At 45.6% G+C, this 23412-nt stretch carries 20 protein-coding genes; 13 read left to right on the plus strand and 7 right to left on the minus strand.

The genetic code is table 11. The features are described 5' to 3' along the window. The first annotated feature begins 102 nt into the window (after positions 1-102). From MKY01_RS08870 to odhB, 7 genes are all read left to right on the plus strand, one after another. Positions 103-891: a DUF3891 family protein gene (locus MKY01_RS08870; protein WP_127544482.1), complete on the plus strand. Its 789-nt coding sequence runs from the start codon at positions 103-105 to the stop codon at positions 889-891. Between the two features lie 238 nt (positions 892-1129). Beyond that, positions 1130-1639, plus strand: a complete 510-nt coding sequence (locus MKY01_RS08875) for an 8-oxo-dGTP diphosphatase (protein WP_127544479.1) — start codon at positions 1130-1132, stop codon at positions 1637-1639. A 27-nt stretch (positions 1640-1666) separates the two neighbouring features. Then, positions 1667-2032 carry a nuclear transport factor 2 family protein gene (locus tag MKY01_RS08880; RefSeq protein WP_127544476.1) on the plus strand — a complete coding sequence of 122 codons (366 nt, stop codon included), beginning with the start codon at positions 1667-1669 and terminating at the stop codon, positions 2030-2032. A gap of 243 nt (positions 2033-2275) precedes the next feature. Continuing rightward, entirely contained in the window at positions 2276-2773 is a 498-nt protein-coding gene (locus tag MKY01_RS08885) for a GNAT family N-acetyltransferase (protein WP_036610208.1), read from the plus strand. Then, positions 2774-3208 (plus strand): NUDIX domain-containing protein, encoded by a 435-nt coding sequence (locus MKY01_RS08890; RefSeq protein WP_315372966.1) that lies wholly within the window; start codon positions 2774-2776, stop codon positions 3206-3208. It abuts the gene before it with no gap. 634 nt (positions 3209-3842) lie between these two features. After that, the gene (locus tag MKY01_RS08895) at positions 3843-6716 is read left to right on the plus strand and encodes a 2-oxoglutarate dehydrogenase E1 component (RefSeq protein WP_047842236.1); all 2874 of its coding nucleotides are present in this window, start codon (positions 3843-3845) and stop codon (positions 6714-6716) included. 5 nt (positions 6717-6721) lie between these two features. After that, the gene (odhB, locus tag MKY01_RS08900) at positions 6722-7993 is read left to right on the plus strand and encodes a 2-oxoglutarate dehydrogenase complex dihydrolipoyllysine-residue succinyltransferase (protein ID WP_339286299.1); all 1272 of its coding nucleotides are present in this window, start codon (positions 6722-6724) and stop codon (positions 7991-7993) included. 129 nt (positions 7994-8122) lie between these two features. Here the strand turns inward: odhB and MKY01_RS08905 are convergent, their stop codons facing one another. From MKY01_RS08905 to MKY01_RS08920, 4 genes are all read right to left on the minus strand, one after another. Then, on the minus strand, positions 8123-9103 hold the full coding sequence (locus tag MKY01_RS08905) for an alpha/beta fold hydrolase (protein WP_339286301.1): 981 nt from the start codon (positions 9101-9103) through the stop codon (positions 8123-8125). Positions 9104-9144: 41 nt separating this feature from the next. Continuing rightward, positions 9145-10122 (minus strand): type I phosphomannose isomerase catalytic subunit, encoded by a 978-nt coding sequence (locus MKY01_RS08910; protein WP_339286303.1) that lies wholly within the window; start codon positions 10120-10122, stop codon positions 9145-9147. Between the two features lie 189 nt (positions 10123-10311). Continuing rightward, positions 10312-10896, minus strand: coding sequence for a class I SAM-dependent methyltransferase (locus tag MKY01_RS08915; protein WP_339286305.1), 585 nt, complete (start codon positions 10894-10896; stop codon positions 10312-10314). Further along, complete coding sequence (locus tag MKY01_RS08920) at positions 10897-11850, minus strand: TIGR01212 family radical SAM protein (protein ID WP_036669734.1); 954 nt, start codon at positions 11848-11850, stop codon at positions 10897-10899. Positions 11851-12168: 318 nt separating this feature from the next. On the opposite strand from MKY01_RS08920, the gene MKY01_RS08925 reads away from it, so the two are divergent. Both MKY01_RS08925 and trmB read left to right on the plus strand, forming a co-directional pair. Continuing rightward, positions 12169-12369 (plus strand): hypothetical protein, encoded by a 201-nt coding sequence (locus MKY01_RS08925; RefSeq protein WP_036610190.1) that lies wholly within the window; start codon positions 12169-12171, stop codon positions 12367-12369. Positions 12370-12521: 152 nt separating this feature from the next. Further along, positions 12522-13277, plus strand: coding sequence for a tRNA (guanosine(46)-N7)-methyltransferase TrmB (trmB, locus tag MKY01_RS08930; RefSeq protein ID WP_127544470.1), 756 nt, complete (start codon positions 12522-12524; stop codon positions 13275-13277). A 129-nt stretch (positions 13278-13406) separates the two neighbouring features. Here the strand turns inward: trmB and MKY01_RS08935 are convergent, their stop codons facing one another. Continuing rightward, positions 13407-15659, minus strand: coding sequence for an AraC family transcriptional regulator (locus MKY01_RS08935; protein WP_164783122.1), 2253 nt, complete (start codon positions 15657-15659; stop codon positions 13407-13409). Positions 15660-16068: 409 nt separating this feature from the next. Here MKY01_RS08935 and MKY01_RS08940 point away from each other — a divergent pair, with 409 nt between their 5' ends. From MKY01_RS08940 to MKY01_RS08950, 3 genes are all read left to right on the plus strand, one after another. After that, positions 16069-16974, plus strand: coding sequence for an ABC transporter permease subunit (locus MKY01_RS08940; RefSeq protein ID WP_017689672.1), 906 nt, complete (start codon positions 16069-16071; stop codon positions 16972-16974). A gap of 30 nt (positions 16975-17004) precedes the next feature. Continuing rightward, positions 17005-17934 (plus strand): carbohydrate ABC transporter permease, encoded by a 930-nt coding sequence (locus tag MKY01_RS08945; protein WP_127544464.1) that lies wholly within the window; start codon positions 17005-17007, stop codon positions 17932-17934. A gap of 106 nt (positions 17935-18040) precedes the next feature. Further along, complete coding sequence (locus MKY01_RS08950; RefSeq protein WP_253506963.1) at positions 18041-19588, plus strand: extracellular solute-binding protein; 1548 nt, start codon at positions 18041-18043, stop codon at positions 19586-19588. Between the two features lie 140 nt (positions 19589-19728). Here the strand turns inward: MKY01_RS08950 and MKY01_RS08955 are convergent, their stop codons facing one another. Together MKY01_RS08955 and MKY01_RS08960 are read right to left on the minus strand one after the other, a co-directional pair. Beyond that, entirely contained in the window at positions 19729-20880 is a 1152-nt protein-coding gene (locus MKY01_RS08955; protein WP_076327057.1) for a glycosyltransferase, read from the minus strand. A gap of 50 nt (positions 20881-20930) precedes the next feature. After that, entirely contained in the window at positions 20931-21458 is a 528-nt protein-coding gene (locus MKY01_RS08960; RefSeq protein ID WP_017689668.1) for a phosphatase PAP2 family protein, read from the minus strand. Between the two features lie 710 nt (positions 21459-22168). Between MKY01_RS08960 and MKY01_RS08965 the strand changes: the two genes are divergently transcribed. Beyond that, positions 22169-23407, plus strand: coding sequence for a glycosyltransferase family 2 protein (locus MKY01_RS08965; protein WP_036610177.1), 1239 nt, complete (start codon positions 22169-22171; stop codon positions 23405-23407). The last annotated feature ends 5 nt before the right edge of the window (positions 23408-23412 follow it).

A 23412-nucleotide genomic window follows, 5' to 3' on the forward strand; every position in this document is an offset into this window, starting at 1 on the left:
CATAATGCCTCTCGTCAAAATGGAGCGAAAAACAACTTACTAGGAAAGTTTAACCCAATTTATGTTAAAGTCAACGTATACCATGCGGAAGGGTGACAGCAAATGATCGTATATGAGAGAGAGCATGATTTTGTTTTGACTGCACAGCATGAGCATGGATTAGTAGCCGGAGAGATGGCTTCCCACTGGAAAAATGAATTACTAGCCGATGTTGCGCATCGGGATGAATTGATTCTAGCGGCCAAGGAACATGACCGTGGTTGGATTGAACTGGATTCATCTCCGTTCTGGAATGATTACAGTCAATCGCCGTATTCGTTTCGTGACTTTCCATTGCGTCCGCGTTTTGTATTCTACCATAAAGGGATTGAAGAAGTTCGTCAGAAAAACCTCTACGCCGGATTATTGTGTAGCTTGATGTACACGGAGCTATTTCAGAAAAATCTGGGGGCCAATGCTCAGGATGATGATGACATCCGAGATTATCTGCAACAAGAACACGAACGTCAGCTGGATTGGGAGAAACAGCTTGGTGGTGATGCTGAAGCACTGAAACAGAGGCTGCAAAGTGATGTGGAGATTATGCTTTTCTGTGATCAGCTCAGTCTGTTTCTCTGTATGGAGGAACCTGGAACACCTGCTGCGCGTTATGATTTTTTTGCAGAAGGACTCAGTTGTACATTTGATGCCTGTTCCAGACAACCGATTCAGGCAGAGTGGTTATCCAATGAAAAAGTAGGCCTGTCTTTTTTCCCGTTTGATGAGGACTTTACGATCGTTTTACCATATAAATCGGTACCAAAGGCAAGTATCCGCAAATTTGGTATGCAACAGGCTTATCGCCGGGCTGAATGGAAGGAACGCCGGGTGTTGATTACGGAATTGAACTGAGAACTGGAAACTCCAGGCTTGAGAAAATAGCAACATAGAATATAACAAAACAGGCGGGCTTCTGATGTACAGGTGTACAGGGCGTCCGCCTTTCGTATGCAGATATATCATCATAGACTATACTGTGAGACCGGTGAAAATACGAATGAATCAGAGTGGGAATAAAGAAGGAAAACACAGGTTATTCCCAGAAATGTTAGTGTACAGCAGAGAAGCGCATGTTAGCAGGAGGACGAATATGGATACTAGGATAGAAATATTAACGATGTGTATGGTATGGGACAAAATGAATGATCAGGTGTTGTTAATGAATCGGCCGGACCGCAAAGGATTTCCGGGATACATCGCTCCTGGGGGGAAGGTAGATTTTCCGGAGAGTATCGTGGATGGTGCCGTGCGGGAGGTTCTGGAGGAGACGGGGCTAATAGTTAATGAGATTACGTATAAAGGGCTTGATGAGTTCTGTGATCCCGAACAAGGATTGCGGTACATGGTATTTAACTATTTGGCGACTTCATTCGAGGGTCGGTTATTGCAAGATCCGCCCGAAGGCGAGCTGTTATGGGTGCCGATGAAGCGGGTTTTTGAGTTGCCTATGCAGGATTGGTTTGCTGAACGTTTCCCACGTTTTTTCCAAAAAGGCACTTTTGAGCGGAGTGTGATCTGGGAGAAGTCATCCGGACGTACGTTGCAAGAAACATTTATGGTGTATAGCGATTCCGTACTTGAACAGAGTGGGACCCGATAAGTTAAACCGTCAGAAGGAGGAAAAATCATGGGATACCAGCATGCCCTGCAAGGATACATTGCGGCGACAAATACACATCAGTTTGATGAAGTCAGTAAATGGTTATCGCCACAAGCCGTATATTGGTTTACGGGAACGTCTTGTACTACCCCTAACGAAATTCGGGCGTATTTTGAGAACGCTTGGGAGAAAGTCAAGGAAGAAGTGTATCGTGCTGAAGATGTTAAGTGGATTACGACTAGCAAAGAGCAGGCCGTTTGTATTTATACCTACCACTGGAAGGGAATTTATCAGGGAGAGCTGGCTTATGGCAAGGGTCGGGCAACGAATGTGTTTGTTTATACGCTTGATGGGGAATGGAAATTAATCCATGAGCATTTAAGCTTGGGTTAGGATAAAAAATAATGCCTCATAATGTATCATCCATATCTATATATTTATATCCAAATATTATGATATAATGAAGTTTACTATTTTTATAGGAGATGACTAGTCTGTGGGTAATAGTGTGTGATTAATAGATTGAGTAAACTAGTTTGTTGAAATGAAGAATGATATATTTGTAGATTTGCCATACATAGGCTTCTGCAAACAGAACGTAAATGAATATTGTACGATGAAAAGGTGGAGATTGGCATGAAATTGTCGTTCCGGATTTTGGACTGGGAAGAAGAGAGACCCTACGAACTTTTGTTGATGGCTGATCCTTCAAAAGCAATTGTGGATGAATACCTGAGTCGGGGTGTTTGTTTTATTGCCGAGTACGAAGGAGAGATGGTTGGGGAGTTCGTATTGTTGAAGACACGTCCAGAGACTGCGGAGATTGTTAATATTGCCGTACAGGAAGAACTGCAGGGACAAGGTGTAGGCAAACACATGATTAAGGAAGCGATGGAAGCTGCACGTAGATTGGGATGCCGAATTCTCGAGATTGGGACGGGCAACTCCAGCTTTCATCAATTGAAGTTATACCAACGTTGCGGTTTCCGCATTATCGGGGTTGATCGTGACTTCTTTGTGAGGCATTATGAGGAAGAGATTATAGAGGATGGTATCCGCTGTGTGGATATGATCCGTATGGCCATAGATCTGGATGCTGTTACAGAGGATGAAAACGAAAGGAAGAGTCCTTAAGTGAATCGGCATACACATATTGGGGTATATGGCTTGGTAGCTTGGGAGGGCCAATTCCTGTTGATTCATAAGGCTCGCGGAGCATATCAGGGGCAATGGGATTTACCAGGCGGAAGGCTGGAATTTGGCGAGCAGCCAGAGACTGCTCTTCATCGTGAGATTGAAGAGGAGACGGGCCTGGCCCATCTACAAGTGATGATTCGTTCTGCGGAGTCTACGGTACTGGAATGGGTGTATCAAGGTAAGCCGGAAGAGTTGCACCATATTGGGATGTTGTATGATGTTGTTTTGACCGCAGCCAGTCAGCCGGATCATATCAAAAAAGAACCCGATGGTGAAGATTCGTTGGGCGCGGACTGGTTTACACGGGAGCAAGTTAGAGATCTTTCCCTAACGCCGTTTGCAGAGTATATGATTAGCAAAAGTACATCTTGATGTGCATCCTCAACTTTATTGTTAACTTAAATTTGATGAATCCAAAGAAGCTGCTCGGATAATTTATGTCTGGGCCAGCTTTTTGCTGTGGGTCTCCTGAAGAAAACCCCAATTATTTGTTGAATGTGACGTCAAATGGTTAATGTTTAACTTGACGGTTTGTTTTTGCACATAATGGACCACAATTCAATTAAGGAGGTAAAATGGGAGATTGTATGCCTATTTTGTTGTAATTAAGCGTTCGTTGTTCTACCCAAATTGATCGATTTATTCGATTCATCTAATTTATGCATCAATTGAACTAAAAATAGGAAATGCTCCTGAGCGTAAAAGTTTATAGAATAGATAGTAGAACATGGACTTCACTTGAAGAAGTGGAGAAAGTGTAACCTTCGAACGGATCAGGACAGTATTCGACATCTGTGCGACGGTATATACAATCATTGTTTTACTTTGATTTTGAAAACGCAGACAAACCTTGACGGGAGCGTCGGACTAACGTTACTACCACCAACAGCACGATTATTGGACTTCATGAAAAATTTCGCTTAAAATGTTGAACGAACGCAAATTACGGCTTAGTCAATGATTTCCGTCAAAAACTTATGACTAAATCAAGACGGAGGGAACGTCGATGACGATCGTGGAAGGCAACAAGAAGCCCTGGGAAAGTTACTATGGCCCCAATATGGGATACGTACAGGAACAATATGAATTATTCACTCAAGACCCTGGTTCGGTTACACCGGCTTATCGTGAACTATTTGAACAATGGGGTGCACCGCCGATGTCTGGCAGAGATGCACGCACAACCTTGAATTCCGGCAACGCCCAATCGGCTTCCGGAAGCGTAGACATTCAACTATTACAGAAAGCGGTTACAGCGGGTAAACTGGTATGGAACATCCGCACCTATGGTCATCTTGCTGCAGATATAGATCCGCTTGGAATCAGTGAAGATACAGACACATCTTTGCTGGAACCTCAGCATTTTGAATTAAACGAAGAAGATCTGAAAGCTTTGCCTGCTTCCCTGATCTGGGAAGGTGCAGATGGGCAGACAGCAACCGGATGGGATGCAATCCAACGTTTGCGTCAGATATACACTGGACCCATGGCATACGAATTCAGTCATGTGCACGAAGTTCAAGAGCGTGAGTGGCTGAATCGTCGTGCGGAATCTCGGACATCACCGGCTCCACTTACGCCGAAAGAACGTAAGGCTTTGCTGGAACGTTTGGTTGAAGTCGAGCAATTTGAAGATTATCTTCACAAAACATTTGTTGGGCAGAAACGTTTCTCCATCGAAGGTAACGATGTGCTTGTGCCGATGCTGGATGAAGCTGTTCGCATCATGGCAGAAGCCGGATCAAGCCACATTCTGATGGGTATGGCCCACCGTGGACGGTTAAATGTACTGGCTCATGTTTTGGGCAAACCGTACAGCAAGATTTTCTCTGAATTTCATCATGCTCCGAACAAAGATTTGGTTCCATCGGAAGGTTCGACTGGGATCAACTACGGTTGGACGGGGGATGTCAAATATCATATGGGTGCCAACCGTTTTGTGAAAGACGGGGAAACTGTGCAGGCACGCCTTACTCTGGCGAATAACCCGAGCCATCTGGAATACGTTAATCCGGTTGTACAAGGGTTTGCTCGTGCGGCTCAGGATGACCGTCGTGACCCTGGATATCCGAAGCAAGACGTGACGAAGGCAGCTACCATTTTGATGCACGGTGATGCAGCATTCCCTGGAGAAGGGATCGTTGCAGAGACGCTTAACTTCAAAGCTCTGCCAGGATATCAGAATGGCGGAACCATCCATATTATCGTCAACAATCGTCTGGGTTTCACTACAGATAGCAGTGATTCCCGTTCAACGTACTACGCAAGTGACCTTGCTAAAGGGTACGAAATTCCGATTGTACACGTGAATGCGGACAATCCGGATGCTTGTATTGCAGCCATTCGTATGGCAGCCGAGTATCGCAATCGCTTCAAAAAGGATTTCCTGATCGACTTGATCGGTTATCGTCGCTACGGCCATAACGAAACCGATGATCCCGAAACAACTCAACCTATCGTTTATGACAAGGTGAAAAACCATCCAACGGTAAGCCACTTGTATCAGGATCAGTTGAAAGAGGAATCGATTATCGATGATGCATCCATTACGAGCATTCGCGATGGAGTAACGAACAAATTAAAAGAAGCTTATGACCAGATGAAGAAAAATGAAGTGCATGAATATTATCAGCGGAAAATCAGTGAGCCGGAGGCTGTTACGATTACTCCGACTGCGGTACCGCTGGAGAATCTTCGCAGCATTAATGCCGATCTGCTGAAATGGCCTGAGAACTTCAATGTGTATCCGAAGTTACAGCGAATTTTGCAACGCCGGAGCACTTCCCTGAACGAAGGGGAAAAAGTGGATTGGAGCCTTGCGGAGACACTCGCATTTGCAACCATTCTGGCAGATGGCAAGCCAATTCGGATTAGTGGACAGGATGCCGAGCGTGCTACATTCGCTCATCGGAATCTGGTGTTGCATGATTCGGAGAATGGAGCAAAGTTCTGCCCATTACATCACTTGCCACAGGCAAGAGCATCCTTTGCAATCTATAACAGTCCGTTGTCTGAAGAATCCGTTGTTGGATTCGAATACGGATATAACGTATATTCACCCGATACACTGGTCATCTGGGAAGCTCAATTCGGTGACTTTGCCAACTGTGCACAGGTTATCTTTGATCAGTTTGTATCAGCGGGTCGTGCCAAGTGGTCTCAGAAATCCAGTCTGGTCATGTTGCTTCCACATGCGAATGAGGGTCAGGGACCTGAGCATACAAGTGCTCGTCTTGAACGCTTCCTGCAGCTTTGTGCAGAAGACAACATGACGGTTGCCAACTTGTCGAGTGCTTCGCAGTACTTCCACTTGTTGCGTCGTCAAGCTTCCTTGACTGAAACGGAAGATGCTCGTCCACTTGTGATGATGTCACCAAAAAGTCTCATTCGGAATCCGCGTGTTGCTTCACCGGCAGTCGAATTCAGTGAAGGCAAGTTTGAGCTTGTGCTGGAGCAAGCCGGACTGGGTACACAGCCGGATCGCGTAGAGCGCATTATTTTGTGCAGTGGCAAGATTGCCATTGACTTGGAAGATGCTTTTGAAAAAGATAAAGCTGATTGGTCATGGCTTCACATCATTCGAGTGGAACAGCTATATCCGTTCCCGGCAGAAGAGATTAAACGCATACTCGCACGTTTCAGCAATGTAAAAGAACTGGTATGGGTACAGGAAGAAAACAAAAACATGGGTGCCTGGACATACATGGAGCCTCGTCTTCGTGAAGTTGCCCCTGAAGGCACAACCGTTAGATACGAAGGTCGCCCGGAACACGCAAGTCCTTCCAGCGGTTATCAGCTTGTGCATAGTATGGAACAGCAACAGATTATTACATCTGCGTTGAAACAAACGACGAAGAATAATATTCCACTGGGGAGGTAACAGCTGTGAGTGAAATTAAAGTACCTGCAATGGGTGAGTCAATAACTGAGGGAACTGTATCCAGATGGATGGTTAAAGAAGGGGATACCGTTAATCAGGGTGATGTACTTCTTGAACTGGAAACGGATAAAGTAAATATTGAGATCAGCGCAGAAGAAAGTGGCGTGCTGGAGAAGATCATTCGTCAGGAAGGAGAGACGGTCGAGATCGGTGAAACGATCGGTACACTCTCAGCTGGTTCTGGAGGAGGAAGCGGTGCACCCGCTTCCGAACCAGCAGCTGAAGAGAAAAAGGCCGTTACTCCTGCACCTGAAGCTCCAACACCACCACCAGCACCTGTTGCGGCAGCACCGGAGTCATCCGATAGTGCCAAGACGGCTTCACCGTCTGCCCGTAAGCTTGCACGTGAACGTGGTATCGAACTGGATCAGGTTCAGAGCAAAGATCCGATTGGACGGGTATACCAGGATGATGTGAAGAGTCATAACAATCAGGCTCAGGCTCCTGCTGCTCCACCTGCGAGTAAAGCCCCAGCAACACCAAGTGCTCCGGCAGCTGGAAGTTCTACCTATACCAAACCAGTGGAGCGTCAGCGGATGTCTCGCCGTCGTGCAACCATTGCGAAACGTCTGGTAGAGGCTCAGCAGACAGCAGCCATGTTGACTACGTTTAATGAAGTTGATATGACTGCGATCATGGATGTACGTAAACGCCGTAAGGACAAGTTCAAAGAGAAACATGAGATTAACCTGGGCTTCATGTCCTTCTTCACCAAAGCGGTTGTGGGGGCTCTGAAAAAATTCCCTACAATTAACGCAGAGATTGATGGCGAAGATGTTGTACTCAAAAAGTATTATGATATCGGCATTGCCGTATCTGCGAAGGAAGGACTGGTTGTACCGGTTGTGCGTGATGCAGATCGTCTGGGCTTTGCCGAGATCGAGAAGAGCATTGCGGACCTGGCATCCAAAGCTCGTTCCAACACGCTGGCGTTATCTGATCTGCAAGGTGGAACGTTCACCATCACCAATGGTGGAACATTTGGTTCCTTGTTGTCTACGCCAATTTTGAATACACCTCAAGTGGGTATTCTGGGGATGCATAAGATCCAGCTTCGTCCAGTGGCGATTGATGCAGAACGGATGGAGAACCGTCCAATGATGTACATCGCGTTGTCCTACGATCATCGGATTATCGACGGTAGTGAAGCTGTTCGCTTCCTCGTAACCGTGAAAGAACTGCTTGAAGACCCGGAATCCCTGTTAATTGAAGGTTAATCCATAACGTTTGATTATAGCTATTATTCATATCGCTTAACAAGAAAACCCCTGAACTGGAGCGCAGCGTGAGCTGTACATCCAATTCAGGGGTTTCTTTTGGCTCTTGGTATGTTGTCTCCGACTCTATTATATAGAGTCAGCCGTCTCAGTCAGGTTCAACGGACTAGGGGGTGTATTCGAGTCAGGGGTATTCCGCTTTAGCCAGTTCACAACGTGCTGGGCCACTTCTGTTCGGTTAATCTCATGCAGCATTTCATGGCGTCCCTCCGGATAAAGGCGATACTCAATGTTCTCCAGCCGAAGCTTCTTATACTGCGAGACCAGATTAAGAACGCCTTTGCCATGAAGTCCGACAGGGTCCTTCTCACCTGAGAACAGGTATACGGGTTTGTGTTTGGGTATGCGCTCCATATTGTGTGGAAGATGGACTTCAAGCAGCAATTTGAAGAAGTCGCGGAAAAAGCCTGCTGTACAGACTGCTCCGCACAGGGGGTCATCAATGAATCGCTGAACCTCTTGTGAGTCCCGGGACAACCAATCAAACGGTGTCGTTGCAGGGCGGAAAGAGCGATTAAATCCACCAAATACAATCGCGTTGAGCAGCATGCTGGGGTGGGTAGCCCCCTGAATGCCGCATTGTAAAAAGGCGAGTTTCTCTCCAAACCGGAGCAGACCGCGTCTGCCGTTTGTCCCGGATAAAATAAAGGCATGGTACTGCTCATGACCAGCGTACATGAGATGTTGTACCAAGAATGAGCCCATGCTATGTCCCATTAGAAACAGGGGCACCCCAGGATTCTCTTTGGCGGCTACTTCGCCCAGATTGATCATATCACTCGCCATCCAGCGGAAGGCATCGATACCAGCATTACCAAGCAACTTGGCATTCTCCACAGTTTTGCCATGACCCCGATGGTCATTGGCATAAACCGCATAGCCATTTTGGGTAAGGATGTCGGCAAATTCGGCGTATCGGGCTGCTGTCTCGCCCATGCCGTGTGCAATTTGCACTACACCTTTAACGTTGCATTCCGGATCGGGAAGCCAGCGGTACACATGAATACGGGTACCTTCACTAGCGACCAAGGCAAAGGTAGATTCCTGCATCTCGTGTAATTCCTCCTTCACAGGTTACATATAAGCTTGATTTAGGGCAGATAAGAGCGAAGAACAGTGGTATTCCCGTTCAATGTATAAGAACCCAGATTGGCTGGCAAGAGATAACATTGTCCAGCTTTCAATTCAATGCTGTCTGATTCAGCATGTGCCCACTCCAAAGTTCCTTCTCCTTCACAGACAACGAGAATCGTGAAGCTGTCAGGATTGGTGGAGAGTTCCCAATGTTTATTCACAATACCTTTTTCAACTACAAAATAAGGGCATTCCGCAAGCTTGAGCCATTCACCAGGAGTAGCGTTATTTGTTTTCATCGTTGAGGCACCTGCGCCCTCATAGGCGGTGACATTTAATGAGTCTTCAACATGCAACTCACGTGGTTTGCCATCCAGCCCTGGACGATTGTAATCGTAGATCCGATACGTCGTATCCGAGTTTTGCTGAATCTCAGCGACAACCACACCTGCACAGAGCGCATGCACTGTTCCAGCAGGGATAAAGAACGTATCACCAGCTTCTACAGGTACCTGACGAAGGGTATCCATCACCGTGCCGTTTTCCAATGCTTCTTTTAATGTTGCCCGATCAACGCCTTCGTTCAAGCCATAGATGATGTGTGCGCCCGGTTTTGCGTCGAGTACATACCACATTTCTGTTTTGCCAAGCTCGCCTGGAGGGAGTGCCTCATAATCGTCTGTTGGATGAACCTGAACGGACAGGTCATCGTTGCAGTCAAGCAGCTTAATCAGAAGGGGGAAACGGCCGCCTTTTTCAGAGACACCTTTGGTTCCAAGCCATTCGGTGCCCAGTTGTTCACGAACTTCATCCAGACCCTTGCCAGCCAGTGCTCCATTTAATACCTTGGTTGTACCGTTGGGATGATCCGCAATCATCCATCCTTCTCCGATATGTCCTTCAGGGGGCGTAAGGCCGAATTGCTCCAGCGCACGACCGCCCCACACACGTTCTTTGAACTCAGGTTGGAATTGTAATGGGTATGGCGTAGACATCAGTAATCTCTCCTCTAGTATATGAAATGGTGGATCGCTTTAATCAGTCATGGGCATGTAGTCGCCATGAGCAAACAAGTGAATACGTTTGCATATGTAGATGTAGAACACAGATCGCAGTAAGAAAAAGCCGTTAATAGCTCGCCTTGCGACTGTGTCTAGTTTATTGTATTTGGTGAACAAAGGAAATTATTTTTTCTCGATTCCCATCAGAAAAGGAGAAGTTTCTCGCTGCAATTGGCGATACATCACAACCTGTGCCTGTTCCACCGGCAGGGCAGAGGACCAGTCCAATACAGCTTCTGCTTCCTGTGCCCCTCCGTCATGACCAGGGTAGAGGACAACCGTAATGATGCCGCGAGGACGTAATAAAGCGAGTGCGGCCTCGAGTGCAGCGATTGTGCTGTCTGTCTCGGTGATGATGGAGAAATCTGCACTTTCTGAAGGCAGGTACCCCAAGTTGAACATAACTGCACCAACCGCACCAACCCATGACTCAGGCACCGCTTCTGCCATTCGATCATGGCTGAGTTGAAGCATGGAGATGGAGCCAAGCTTGGCTTCATCTTTTTGTTTTCGAATCCGGGCCTGTGCCAGCGTGAGGGCTTCACTTTGAATATCGAATCCAATGACTTGACCACGCCGGCCAACTTGTTGTGCCAAAAATAGTGTGTCTGCTCCTGTACCCACCGTTGCATCTATCGCCAGATCACCTGGCTGCAGACGGGAAGCAATCCACTGATGCGCACAGCTGAGAACCGAAAGAAAGCCCATCTATGCTCGCCTCCAATACTTACCTTGCCATGAATCCCGCTCTCGCAGCTCACGATCAATGGAGTTCAACACTTCCCATTTGTTCATGGACCACATCGGTCCAATCAACAGATCACGTGGTGCGTCGCCTGTAAGACGGTGTACGATCATTTCCGGTGGAAGCATCTCCAGTGTATCTACGATCAGCTTGATATACTCGTCCTGATCCAGAAAACGTAAAAGACCAGCTTCGTATTGCTTCACCATTGGTGTTTTGCGCATCAGATGCAGCAGGTGAATCTTGATTCCCTGTACATCCATATTGGCAACTGCCCGTCCAGTGTCCAGCATCATCTCATGTGTCTCTTGAGGCAGACCATATATGATATGTGTGCACACACGTATATTCCGTTTGCGCAGTTTCTCAACCGCTTCTTCATAACACTTCGTGTCGTGCGCGCGATTAATCAATGTTGATGTGGAATCATGGATGGTTTGAAGCCCCATCTCAACCCACAGGTAGGTGCGCTCGTTCAGTTCAGCCAAATAATCAACAACGTCATCTGGCAAACAGTCCGGGCGAGTGGCGATGGACAAACCAACAACACCGGGTTGCTCAAGAATTTCTTCAAAATATTCACGCAGCTCCTCAACCGGAGCATACGTATTCGTATAGGCTTGGAAGTAGCCAATATAATGGGCTTTAGGCCACTTGAGGTGCTGTTTATCTCGAATTGTATTGAATTGGGTGACCAGATCTTCACGTCTGCTGCCAGCAAAATCGCCTGATCCACGCGCACTGCAGAATGTGCAACCACCTTTGGCAATGGAACCGTCGCGGTTGGGACAGGTGAATCCAGCATCCAGCATCACTTTGAAAACCTTATTGTTAAATTGATCTCGCATCTCATAATTCCAGGTATGGAATCGTTTATCTCCCCACAGGAGAGGGGACTGTAATGCAGGTGCATTCATCTTCAGGGTACTCCTTTGGCTGTCGAATTACCGTAATCATACGTGAACAAAAGAAGAAGCGCTATGCGATTTCCGTCATAGACGATGGATAGCGATTATAGGTGTCTTCATGAACTTTTATCATTGTATCAAAAAACTAAAAAAAAAGGGAATCGAAACGCAAAAATAGGCCGTAAAATCAAGGTTTTCTCCTTGCTATAGTTTACACCTTATGTTATATTTAAATCAGCGTCAGACACCATCTAATGGGTATTATTCATCATAGCATTTGAATCAACGTTGACGTCATGGACCATACTATACCGTGAGGTGATATGAATGAATTCCCAAGTTAAAAACAATGAGTTGAATCATGTGTCTGTTGAATTGACGGCAGAAGAAGCACTGGCTTTAACAGGTGTTCGTTTTAATGGAAATCCGAAAGTGAAAGCGGCTGCAAGACAAAAAGTTCGCGATGCTTTCGAAAAGACATTTGATTTTTCACACCAAGATAAGGTAGACTATGAACTACTAAAGTAGTTGGACCCCAATTCCAAATAAATCGAAGAGGGAATCTTTGAGATTTGCCCAAAGTGGCAGATCCGAAGATTCCCTTTTCATTGCTCTTTACAATTTGCCAGTTCTTCGGCAAAATAAGTCTGAGACAAGTATGGGACAAACGGAGGAATAAAATGCGTTTACGTGGCAGAAAAGGGATAAGAGAAAATCTGGAGCAACAAGTTGATCTTGTTGTACTGGACCCCAAGCAACATAAAGGAAAATGGTCTGAACTGTTTGGCAATGACCATCCGATCTTCGTGGAATTTGGTATGGGTAAAGGTCAATTTATCAGCCAAATGAGTTATAAATATCCGGAATTTAATTTCATCGGTATTGATATGTATGATGAACTGGTGCGTCGTGCCAGTGAGAAAGCTCGTAATGCGTGGAGTCAGGCTGATGTGGAGACACCTCCGAACCTGAAGCTTGCGCTGGCAAATATCGAACAGATCGAAGAAGTTTTTGAACCGGAAGAACTGGAGCGCATTTATTTGAACTTCAGTGATCCTTGGCCAAAAGCAAAGCATGCACGTCGTCGGTTGACGCACCCGCGCTTCCTGAAGAAATACACGGAATTGCTTAATCCCAAAGGTCAGATTCATTTCAAAACCGATTCGGAGACGCTGTTTGATTTCTCACTCAACGCCATTGCCGACTTCGGCCTGCAAATGACCAATATTTCTTTGAATCTGCATCGTGATGGTTTGAATGAAGAACATGTGATGACGGAGTACGAGCAGAAATTCATGGGTAAAGGTATGAACATTCACCGGGTTGAAGTGATTGTGGGTGAAGAGGCCTTGCGTGAGTATCAGCAGACACGTCTGGACAAGTATAAAGTTCGTGAAGTTTCTGATGCGTCTGGCGAAGATCAGGAACAGGAATAAATCGAAATCTAACTTAAACTCATTAAAGAAGAGCGACACATGAGGTGAATGATTCATTCTCATAGGTCGCTCTTCTTTTTGCATTAACAATCCCTATGCATTACTCCATAACTCAAGTCTGGGATGATTTCAAAAGTTTTCTGAATGAAATTCTTTGCGGCGATAATCGTTTGGTGTAACACCATTGAACTTTTTGAACATGCGATAGAAGTATGAACTGTTGGTGAATCCGGTTCTCTCGGCAATGTCGGCAACGGAGTTCTCCGTCTCCACCAGCAGATGCTGGGCCTTGGCTATTCGGGTCTCGTTAATCACGTCCGTGAGCCCTTTCAGGGTGAGCTGTTTGTAGAGCCTGCTTACATAGATGGGCGACATGCCCAACTCATCTGCGATAGAAGTTAGACATAGATTGGGGTCCGCATAGTCCCGCTCAATAATGCCATTGATTTTACGAATTAACTCTTCGTGCTTCAGTGTACGTTTCTCCTCGACTTTGGAACCAAGCTCATCAAACATCCGATAGAAGTGTTCATGTACTTCACTGATGTCTTCCGCGTCTTTGACAGGCAGCATTAGACCATCCGAGACTGAATCAAGCGTGAGTTGATTATTCTTCTTGAGGGTATTTCGTACATGGTTCAGTGTCATCGTCAGATGGGATAAAGCTAGCTGGAAGACGGTAAATGGATATGCGGCTGTCTCGCCGACGATATCTGCATAGACTTGTTTTGCTTCTCGCGTCTTACCTGTCATTAGATGATCAACAAGCTGTCTTTCCTTACCTGCTGGGAATGCGTACTCCTTGGCGTGATAAGCCATGATGTCAGAGGTATAGATCAGACAGCCCGGTCCCATGAACAAACGATGCAGTGAGGCTTCGGCTGATCTGGTGTAGGATGCAATACTGTCTTCCAATGAATCTTCTTCCGTGCCGATCGTACAGGAGATGGAGCATTTCAAATGGGTCATTACAGCTGCCTGCATCATACGTAGCAGCTCTTCGATCCGGTTATGAGCAGGTTGCTCAAGTTCATGGCTTTCCGCTTTTTCATTGAAGATGAGTGTGATCAGATCACCGCCCATGTCCACAGCTTCCGCATTGTAGTGGAGATCGGCTGTCTCGGTGCAGATGTTCATCATGGCGTATTTTACAAGTTGGGTCTCATCACGATACGTTTCGCTGAATTCGGTAAAATGGTCAATACGCAGTAATACCAGTCTGGATGCACGCTGAACATCAATGGAGGAGCCGTAGAACTTCATCCGTTCTTCCAGCATACCTCCAGTTACTGTTTCGCGGCCCTGTAGGGCCCCTCGTAGAAAATCCTGCCGTAACAAATGAAGACTGCCACGTCGCTCTGCTTCCATCACACGTAAACGAACAAGCACCTTATCAATAGGGTGATATAGTTTTCGGGACACAAGGTAAGAGAGTAGCAAGCCTGCGAAGAGAAGTCCAACACAAAACAGAACGGTATGTGTGCGCATACTCCGTATATCTGAGGTAATCAGATCATAAGGTGTTATTCTCACATAACGCCAACCCAGATCATCGGGAGCGGTATAGGTGATGAGCGATTTTTCTCCGTCGACCTTCTCGGTAAAGTAAGCTGATTGCCCCGTATCCTGCATAATTGGCTTCATAAAAGCTTCGCTGGAGAGATTTTTCATCAATGCACGGTCGCCAAAGTCAGATAAAAGGTCTCCATTCTCATTCACGATAAAGGTTTTGCCGGGTTGATCCACAGCATTCATATTGGGACTGAGCCAATCATCCTTGATATTAACGATGACAGCATAGTTTAGCTTCGCGTTATCATTAATCGTGTCATAACAGAGATAGGTGTAGCTGTTAACCTCTGTTGCTTCGGTAGAGCCGACCTGATATGTACGCGGGATGGGCACAAAAGGTTTATAGTCATGGAAGCGTTGGAGGATGCTTGTAATCCCCTGATCATCGATCTCCGAGATGGACTGCTGCCCATTGCGCACGTTGGAACTGATAAAGAATTCATTGCTTTTGGAATTATATACATAGATGGATTCAATAAAGGGAAGGGACATACGGTAGTTGTCGAGCTGCTCCATCGCCGATGTGATTTCATAGATATTTGGTTTGGAATAAAGCAGTAATGAAGAGATGGTGTAGTCCTGATAGATTTGATATGACAATGATTTTGCAGTCTCGGTCATTTTCGCCACTTCACGGCTGGTTTGTGTAAGACTGTTCATATCTGTACGATACACCTGGCGAAGAGCAATCCGATTATAGTTGACGTACAAAATAGTAGAAGCCACAAGTAAGGTAGCGACGGTACTGATAATAATGCCGATCAGAATCCGTGTGAAGACCTTCTGACTGTCCTCTGAACGTTTACGCATTCTTCTTCCCCCCTCGAACCTCCTGTTTTGGGTGAACAACATAGAATTTCATATACATAAGTGAGGTTTCATATATAGATGAGCAGAAGAGCAAGAGTAACTTGAATTATATATTATGTATGCGTTTACATCAATGCGGGACAGGACATTTTGCCTGTTTTCTCTACATAAAGTTCAACTTTCGCTGGATTGTTCACTAGGTGTAGCCTATGCACGATATCAACATTTGTGAACGGATGTGTGTGGATGTCTGTTCATTTCATGGTTCGTTCATTTTGTTCATAGTTCATTTCGCAGAATCGTTCATTTTCTGAAGGGAAGCTTCAGTATCCGTGAGTGAAGAGAGCATCTACAATAAAAAGAGAGCTCCACCACGCAGCACCGCAAGAAATTCGGGAGGGATCGAGCCATGCTCAAAGAATTGAACAAAAACAAAATCATGTTTCTGATGCTGTTGCCCACGCTGATCTTTTTTCTGATTAACTCGTATTTTCCGATGGTCGGCATCTATTATGCGTTCACCCGGTATGATTTTGAAGGCGGATTATTTGGTAGTCCATTTGTCGGTCTGGAGAACTTTAAGTTCCTATGGCAATCCGGAATGTTGCTGAAGCTCACAACCAATACCGTGGGTTACAATCTCGCCTTCATTATATTAGGAAACGGTCTGGCGATCTTCTGTGCGATCATGCTTAGCGAGATCCGGGGCAGGTTATTCAAAAAAATCACGCAATCCGTCATGTTCTTGCCGTATTTCATCTCATTTGTACTATTAAGTGTAATCGCTTACAACATGTTTAACTACGAGTCGGGTTTTGTGAACACGGTGCTCAAACGTTTTGAGGCCGGCCCGGTCGACATTTATAACACACCCTGGATCTGGGTGTTCCTGATCATCATCTTTTATCTGTGGAAAAATCTTGGATACAGCATGGTCATCTATCTGGCCGCTATAACGGGTATCAGTGACGAGTATTATGAAGCTGCCCGAATCGACGGGGCGAATATATTTCAGCGGATCTGGTACATTACGGTACCCATGCTGAAGCCAACCTTTGTCATCCTGTTGTTGTTCTCACTCGGCAGCATTATGAAGGGGCAGTTTGACCTGTTCTATCAACTGATCGGTAATAATGGGGTGCTGTACAATGCTACAGATATTATTGATACGTATGTGTACCGTTCACTAAAAGTAACGTTTGATATCGGGATGGCAACGGCTGCTGGTCTGTATCAGTCCTTGTTTGGATTCATTTTGATCATGACCGTCAACTATATTATCCGCAAAGTAAATGAGGACTACGCCTTGTTCTAGAACGCCCGCAGGGCAGGAGGGAGAACGATCATGAACACGCCAATGAATACTCACACTCGTACGAATGCTCGTCTCAGAGATTCGGAATTCACTTTCATGTTTCAACTGATTTCCTACAGCTTCATCATCATTTTATCGATCATGTGTCTGCTACCGTTTCTGCTGATTCTATCCGGTTCATTCAGCAGCAACGAGTCCATTGTGAGGGATGGTTATCACCTCTTTCCAACGGACTTTTCCCTGGAAGGTTACAAAATGGTTTTTACATTCCCTACAAAGGTACTCAAGGCTTATGGGGTAACGGTCTTTACAACGGTGGTGGGGACTACGCTTGGGCTGTTCCTCATCACGATGGCCGGATTTGTGCTCCAGCGTAAGGATTTTAAATATCGGAACACGTTCTCGTTTTTTATCTACTTCACAACCCTGTTTGGTGGGGGACTTGTGCCTTGGTACATTATGTTGGCGAACTACTTCAATCTCACAGATACGTACACCGTACTGATTTTCCCGGGGTTGATGACGCCATTCCTCATTATCCTGATGAAGAACTTCATTCGCTCGGCAGTGCCGGATGAATTGATTGAGTCCGCCAAAATTGATGGAGCGAATGACTTCCGCATCTATTTCAGCATTGTGTTGAAACTGGCGATGCCTGGTATCGCCACCGTAGGTCTGTTCTTGGCACTCGGTTACTGGAATGACTGGTTTACCTCATCCCTCTTCATTAACAACCCGGATATGTACCAACTGCAATTTTATCTCTACAACACGATGAACACGATCACATTCATTGACCAGATGGCGATTGGCACAGGGATCACACTCAGTCAGGATGTGCCTACCGAATCAACCAAGATGGCAATGGCCATCGTTGTAACGGGACCGATTTTGTTCCTGTATCCGTTTGTACAACGTTATTTTGTTAAAGGACTCACCATTGGTGCAGTGAAAGGTTAGAACGTGAACGCGCTGTGGGCGTCAGGCCATTGACATCATTTCAGGTCTGAAGCATGGCGAGTCTGCGCTAACATATAAAGGTTCACCACAAAAAGGGAGGATGCGTATGCGTAACAAAACAATTCGGCACCTGTCTCTGGTACTTGCCCTGATGTTGTTCGCCGGGGTACTTGCCGCATGTAATAACGGTTCGGGGGGATCGACGCAAGGAAGCGAGCAGGGAGGAACATCCGGGAACAAAGGAGAGAAAGTCACGCTCCAATTTTACATGCTTGGGGATGCTCCGAAAGATCTACCTGTTATTGAATCCGAAATCAATAAGCTGGCGGAGGCTGATCTGAACGTCAATGTGAAATTCAACTACACCTCATGGACCGACTGGGATCAAAAATATAAATTGTTGCTGTCTTCCGGGCAGCCGATCGATCTGATCTTCACAGCGGATTGGACATTCTACCAGTCCTATGCCAAGAAGGGTGCGTTCCTGCCACTGGATGAAATGCTGCCTACAGCAGCGCCGGCGTTGAAAGCTCATGTACCTGATGACATGTGGAATGCTGTCAAAATCAATGACAAAATCTATACTGTTCCATCAACTTGGATTGAGTATGTAACCGAGGGGATTGCGTACCGTGAGGACTTGCGCGAGAAGTACAATCTTCCGAAACCGGAATCCTTGGAGACGCTCGAAGCATATCTGGAGGGCATCAAAGCCAACGAACCCAATATGATTCCGATTGCCGATAGCAATGCCAACCATACCCATGGTATTCGTCAATTGACATCCAAGCTGGTTAATACAGCAGGTCAACTTCCATATGGACTGGATATTATGTATGACTCACCATCGACCGTGACGTCCTACTGGGGATCCGCGCAACACCTGGAAGACCTGAAAACATACAAACGCTGGATGGATAAAGGCTTTTTCCCGAAAAACGTACTGAATGTAAAGGATACTTCCAACTCATTGCTGCAAAATGGAAAAGCGGCTGTTGTTCTGTCCGGGGAGAACCCGAACAAATTTAATGCAGATGTTATCAAGGTGCAGTCTACTCATCCAGATTGGAAACTGGCTTATTTCCCGTACCCGAATGCGAAAGGGTTTGCACAACCGGTTCACCCGATCCACAATGGTTTTGCGATTCCGCGTAGCAGTAAAAACCCGGAAAAAGCATTGGCATTTTATGAGAAACTGGTGACAGACAAACGATATAATTGGTTGACTGAATACGGCGTTGAAGGCAAAAACTTCGAGGTAGATAATGGATACTACAAAATGGTCGGAGATGCACAAACCAACGGCTTCCCGCGTGAAGGCATGAATGGCTGGGCTTGGCGTAATCCGGAATTCATGCTCTATGATAAAACCTTTGATGATGTCCTGACCATGTTTGAAGATCTCGACAAAATCAAGAAGCCGGATATTTATACCGGATTTGCTGAAGACTGGACACCGTACCAAGCCGAGAAGGCTGCATTGGAACAAGTGGAAAAACAATATCTGTATCCGCTTAATGTAGGTTTGGTGGCAGACGTAGAGGCTGGATTGAACACATTTATGGAGAAGGCTAAACAAGCAGGATTGGAAAAAATTCAGGCAGAATACACCAAGCAGTGGCAGGAGTACTTGAAGTCTACAGGCATACAATAGTTTGTACTTTCCTTCATAAAGAAAAGGTGCCTTCTGATTCGAAGGCACCTTTTCAATGTGGTTGCAGGCTTGTTTGAAGCCGTTGGTTAGAGGCATGATTGGACGAAGAATGCGGGAAGCGACATCCTAATGGGATAAATTCATAAACGGGCCTCTTCTGCGGATGAAGGACGAACGTCCTCCAGCAGATCAATAATACTTTGAGCGCTCTGCATTGGATGAACCTTGGCGATTTCCGCCAGATGACGTTTGCGTTTACGTACAACATCCGGGTAGTGATGCAACAGCTTGTTCATCCATTTAACCACTACGTCGGGCGAAGTTATGGGTTCTCCCAACCCTCTTGCCGTAAAATAATGGACGTTTTCTTCTTCCTGACCAGGTATAGGATTGTGGAACAACATGGGAATTCCTTTGGCCAAGCCTTCACTGCATGTCATTCCCCCAGGTTTGGTAATCAGAAGGTCGGATACTTCCATTAATTTGTCCACTTCGTTGGTGTATCCCATAATGTGAATGTTTTCTTTGCGATACATGGGGTTCTGTTCCATGCTGATCCGTGTTTTATCGTTGCGACCGAGACAAAAAATGATTTGAATATCTTCATGCCAGCGTGTCAGCAGCGGATGGACCAGCTTGTCGCTGAGCATTCCCCAACCGCCGCCCATCACCAGTACAGTAGGCATGTTCTTGAGGTTAAATCTGCTTCGGATCTCTTCTCGCCCGGGATGCTCCCAGAAATTTGGATGCACCGGAATGCCCGTGACTCGAATGTTTTCTGCAGGTACGCCTCGTAGCATTAGTTTGGACTTAACCTCATCTGAAGAAACCAGATAAAGGTCTACTTCACGGTTAATCCACGTCCCATGTGCATCATAGTCGGTGATGACTGTGCATAGGGGAACCTGTACACCCAGACGCTTCAGTCTGGATATGACAGCACTTGGAATCGGATGTGTACAGACGATCGCATCGGGACGTAACTGGCGCACAACGCTACGTGTGTGTGTATAGAACAGTTTATGCAACGCCAGTGTTGTCAGCCTGTTCAATGATTTTTTATATTGGTGTCTGTATACGTATCCGAAAAGTTTGGGTTGGTTGGTAACCGTTTTTTTGTATGCTGTTATAATCAGAGGTGCAACCTTTGGATTTAAGAAACTTCCCAGTTCAAGCACTTTTGTCTGCACGTCTGGCGAGAGCTTTCGCAAATTGCTGGACAGTGCATAGGCGGCTTGAGTATGACCCGTACCAAAGCCTTCAGATAATAGTAATACTCTTTTTTTCTCCACGCTTGCTTCACCTGTTCCTGCTAGGTTTTTCTGAGTCTAACATATCGGCTTTAAGACCAGAATGCAACTGTTGCAAGTGCGACTAAAGTACCTATTGTGGCACCCGCCAGAACATCGGAAGGATAGTGTAACCCCAGATAAATTCGAGAGAATCCGACAATAAGGGCCACAGGCAACAATATTAGCAATAAGATTGGATCAGTGGTCATAAAGGGAACTGTGACCGAAAAAATGGCAGTTGTGTGCCCTGAAGGAAACGAGTGATCCGTCAGGGGATTACGGAACGTAATTGTATCCGGTAAGGCCAGATAAGGTCGAATGCGGGGATACAATTTTTTCGCGATAGCTACAGGGATGTGGCTGACCGCAAGGGCGATACATGCCTGGAGTCCTGTTGTGCTCCATGGAGCTGGAGCAAGTAGCCAGATTAACAACGATATTGCAATAGATGAAGTTGCTCCACCCAGATGGGTGAAATAATACAGCCAAAAATTCATAAAACGATTATGAAGTCGGCCGTTGATCCACATAAAAACATTTCGATCATAATCTTGAAACTTTAAGAATAAACGGCTCATATTGGCCTCCTGCCAGTCAGGCCGCCCGTAATGGCGGCATTATTTCCGGTGATTTTCTGCATCCGGTTTCGTCCTGATTAGTATATAACCGTTTTTCATGAACTTGAGGTTATTTCAGGTATATGTTTATCATATTTTTAAATGTTGTCCTTTTCAAGGAGAACCCATGTAAAGAACGTGAAATTCATGTTAAAGAGTGGATATATACCCATCTTAACTTTTTGACTTGGGTCAGCCAAAAAAGATACAATGATTCAACATGGCTGAAATGAGGTAAAAAAATGTGAGTTCTGTTTCAAACTTTTTGAGGTCTGTTTGCGTTATTTGTTATAGAGCCTCTGACGAAGAATAACATGCTGATGAAAAAAGCAGGGACTTTAGAAATAAAAATCAAGTAAACGGCTGAAAATAAGATATAACAGGCATGAATGCGAGGTTGTGGTATCACGAAGTGTCTATTCAGCGTTTAAAGATCACATTTCTGCTTCAAAAAGTGAAATTGGGGTTTTGACAAATGACTGAAAAGGATACAGAATCGATAAAGCAGCCAACTGATAGCAACCAAGCTTTGAAACATTGCCTGATATATTCACGTAGTACACAAAAGAACAGGGTCATATTCTGCAGATCAAAAAAAAATAAATTGCAGAATCAGGAAGAGAAATGCTTGAGTAAACTGGGTTTTGAAAAAAAGGGGGTAACAGAGAACGATGTTGGACGCTATATTCGTCACGATGCAGGTCATTCTGGCACTGCTAGCCGTGTACCAATTCACGTTTTCGCTGTTCGGTCTGATTAAGAAAAAGAAAAAGAAACATTATCCGGCGACAAAATCATTCGCTGTACTCGTCGCAGCACACAATGAGGAACAAGTCATTGGTGCCTTGATGGAGAACTTGAAACAACTTGATTATCCGGAAGATCTGTACGATGTGTTTGTCATCTGTGACAACTGTACGGATGGAACGGCTCAAATTGTCAGAGAGCATGGATTAAACGCCTGTGTACGTACCAATGCCGATTTAAGAGGTAAAGGGTACGCCATCGAATGGATGCTTAAGTACCTGTGGAAATTGCCACGTCAGTATGACGCAGTTGTTATGTTTGACGCGGATAACCTGGTTGACCGTAACTTCTTGCTTGAGATGAATGATGACTTGAACAATGGTTCACGTGTTATCCAAGGATACATTGATACGAAAAATCCGGAGGATTCCTGGATTACTGCAGCTTACGGTGTTTCTTACTGGTACATCAACCGTCTGTGGCAGTTGTCTCGTCATAACTTGAATATGGCGAATTTCCTCGGAGGAACCGGAATGTGCTTTGAGACCAACCTGTTGAAGGAAATTGGTTGGGGTGCAACAAGTCTGGTTGAGGATCTGGAGTTTACGATGCGCAGTGTGCAACGTAATGTGTATCCTGTTTTCAACTATGACGCCAAAGTATTTGATGAGAAGCCATTAACATTCAAAGCTTCAGCGAGACAACGTCTGCGCTGGATGCAAGGTCACTTTACAGTTGCGCGTAGATACTTCTTCCCGCTACTATGGCAGTCCATTAAGGAAAGAAGCCTGGTGAAATTTGACCTTGCTATCTACGGAGCCAATGTCTATGTGGTGTTGCTTACGTTCCTGATGACGGCTGTGATGTGGGTAGACATGGCTATATTCAGTGGTCCGCACATTGCTAATATTTATGGATACTTCCCGTTATGGGTTGGGTTCGTGGCTATTGGTTTGAACATTCTGACGTTCCTGTTGTCCATGGCGCTGGAGAAGGTTACCTTTGCCAAAGTTTATCTATATCTGATTTTGTTCCCGATCTACCTGCTGTCTTGGTACCCGATTACGTTCTACGCTTTCTTTACACAGAACAACAAACAGTGGAGCCACACTCAACATACACGTGTTGTACGGTTGGATGAGGTGCAAAGCAAACAAGGGTAAGGAAC

The organism is Paenibacillus sp. FSL R5-0486 (assembly GCF_037975155.1).
GTDB lineage: Bacteria > Bacillota > Bacilli > Paenibacillales > Paenibacillaceae > Paenibacillus > Paenibacillus amylolyticus.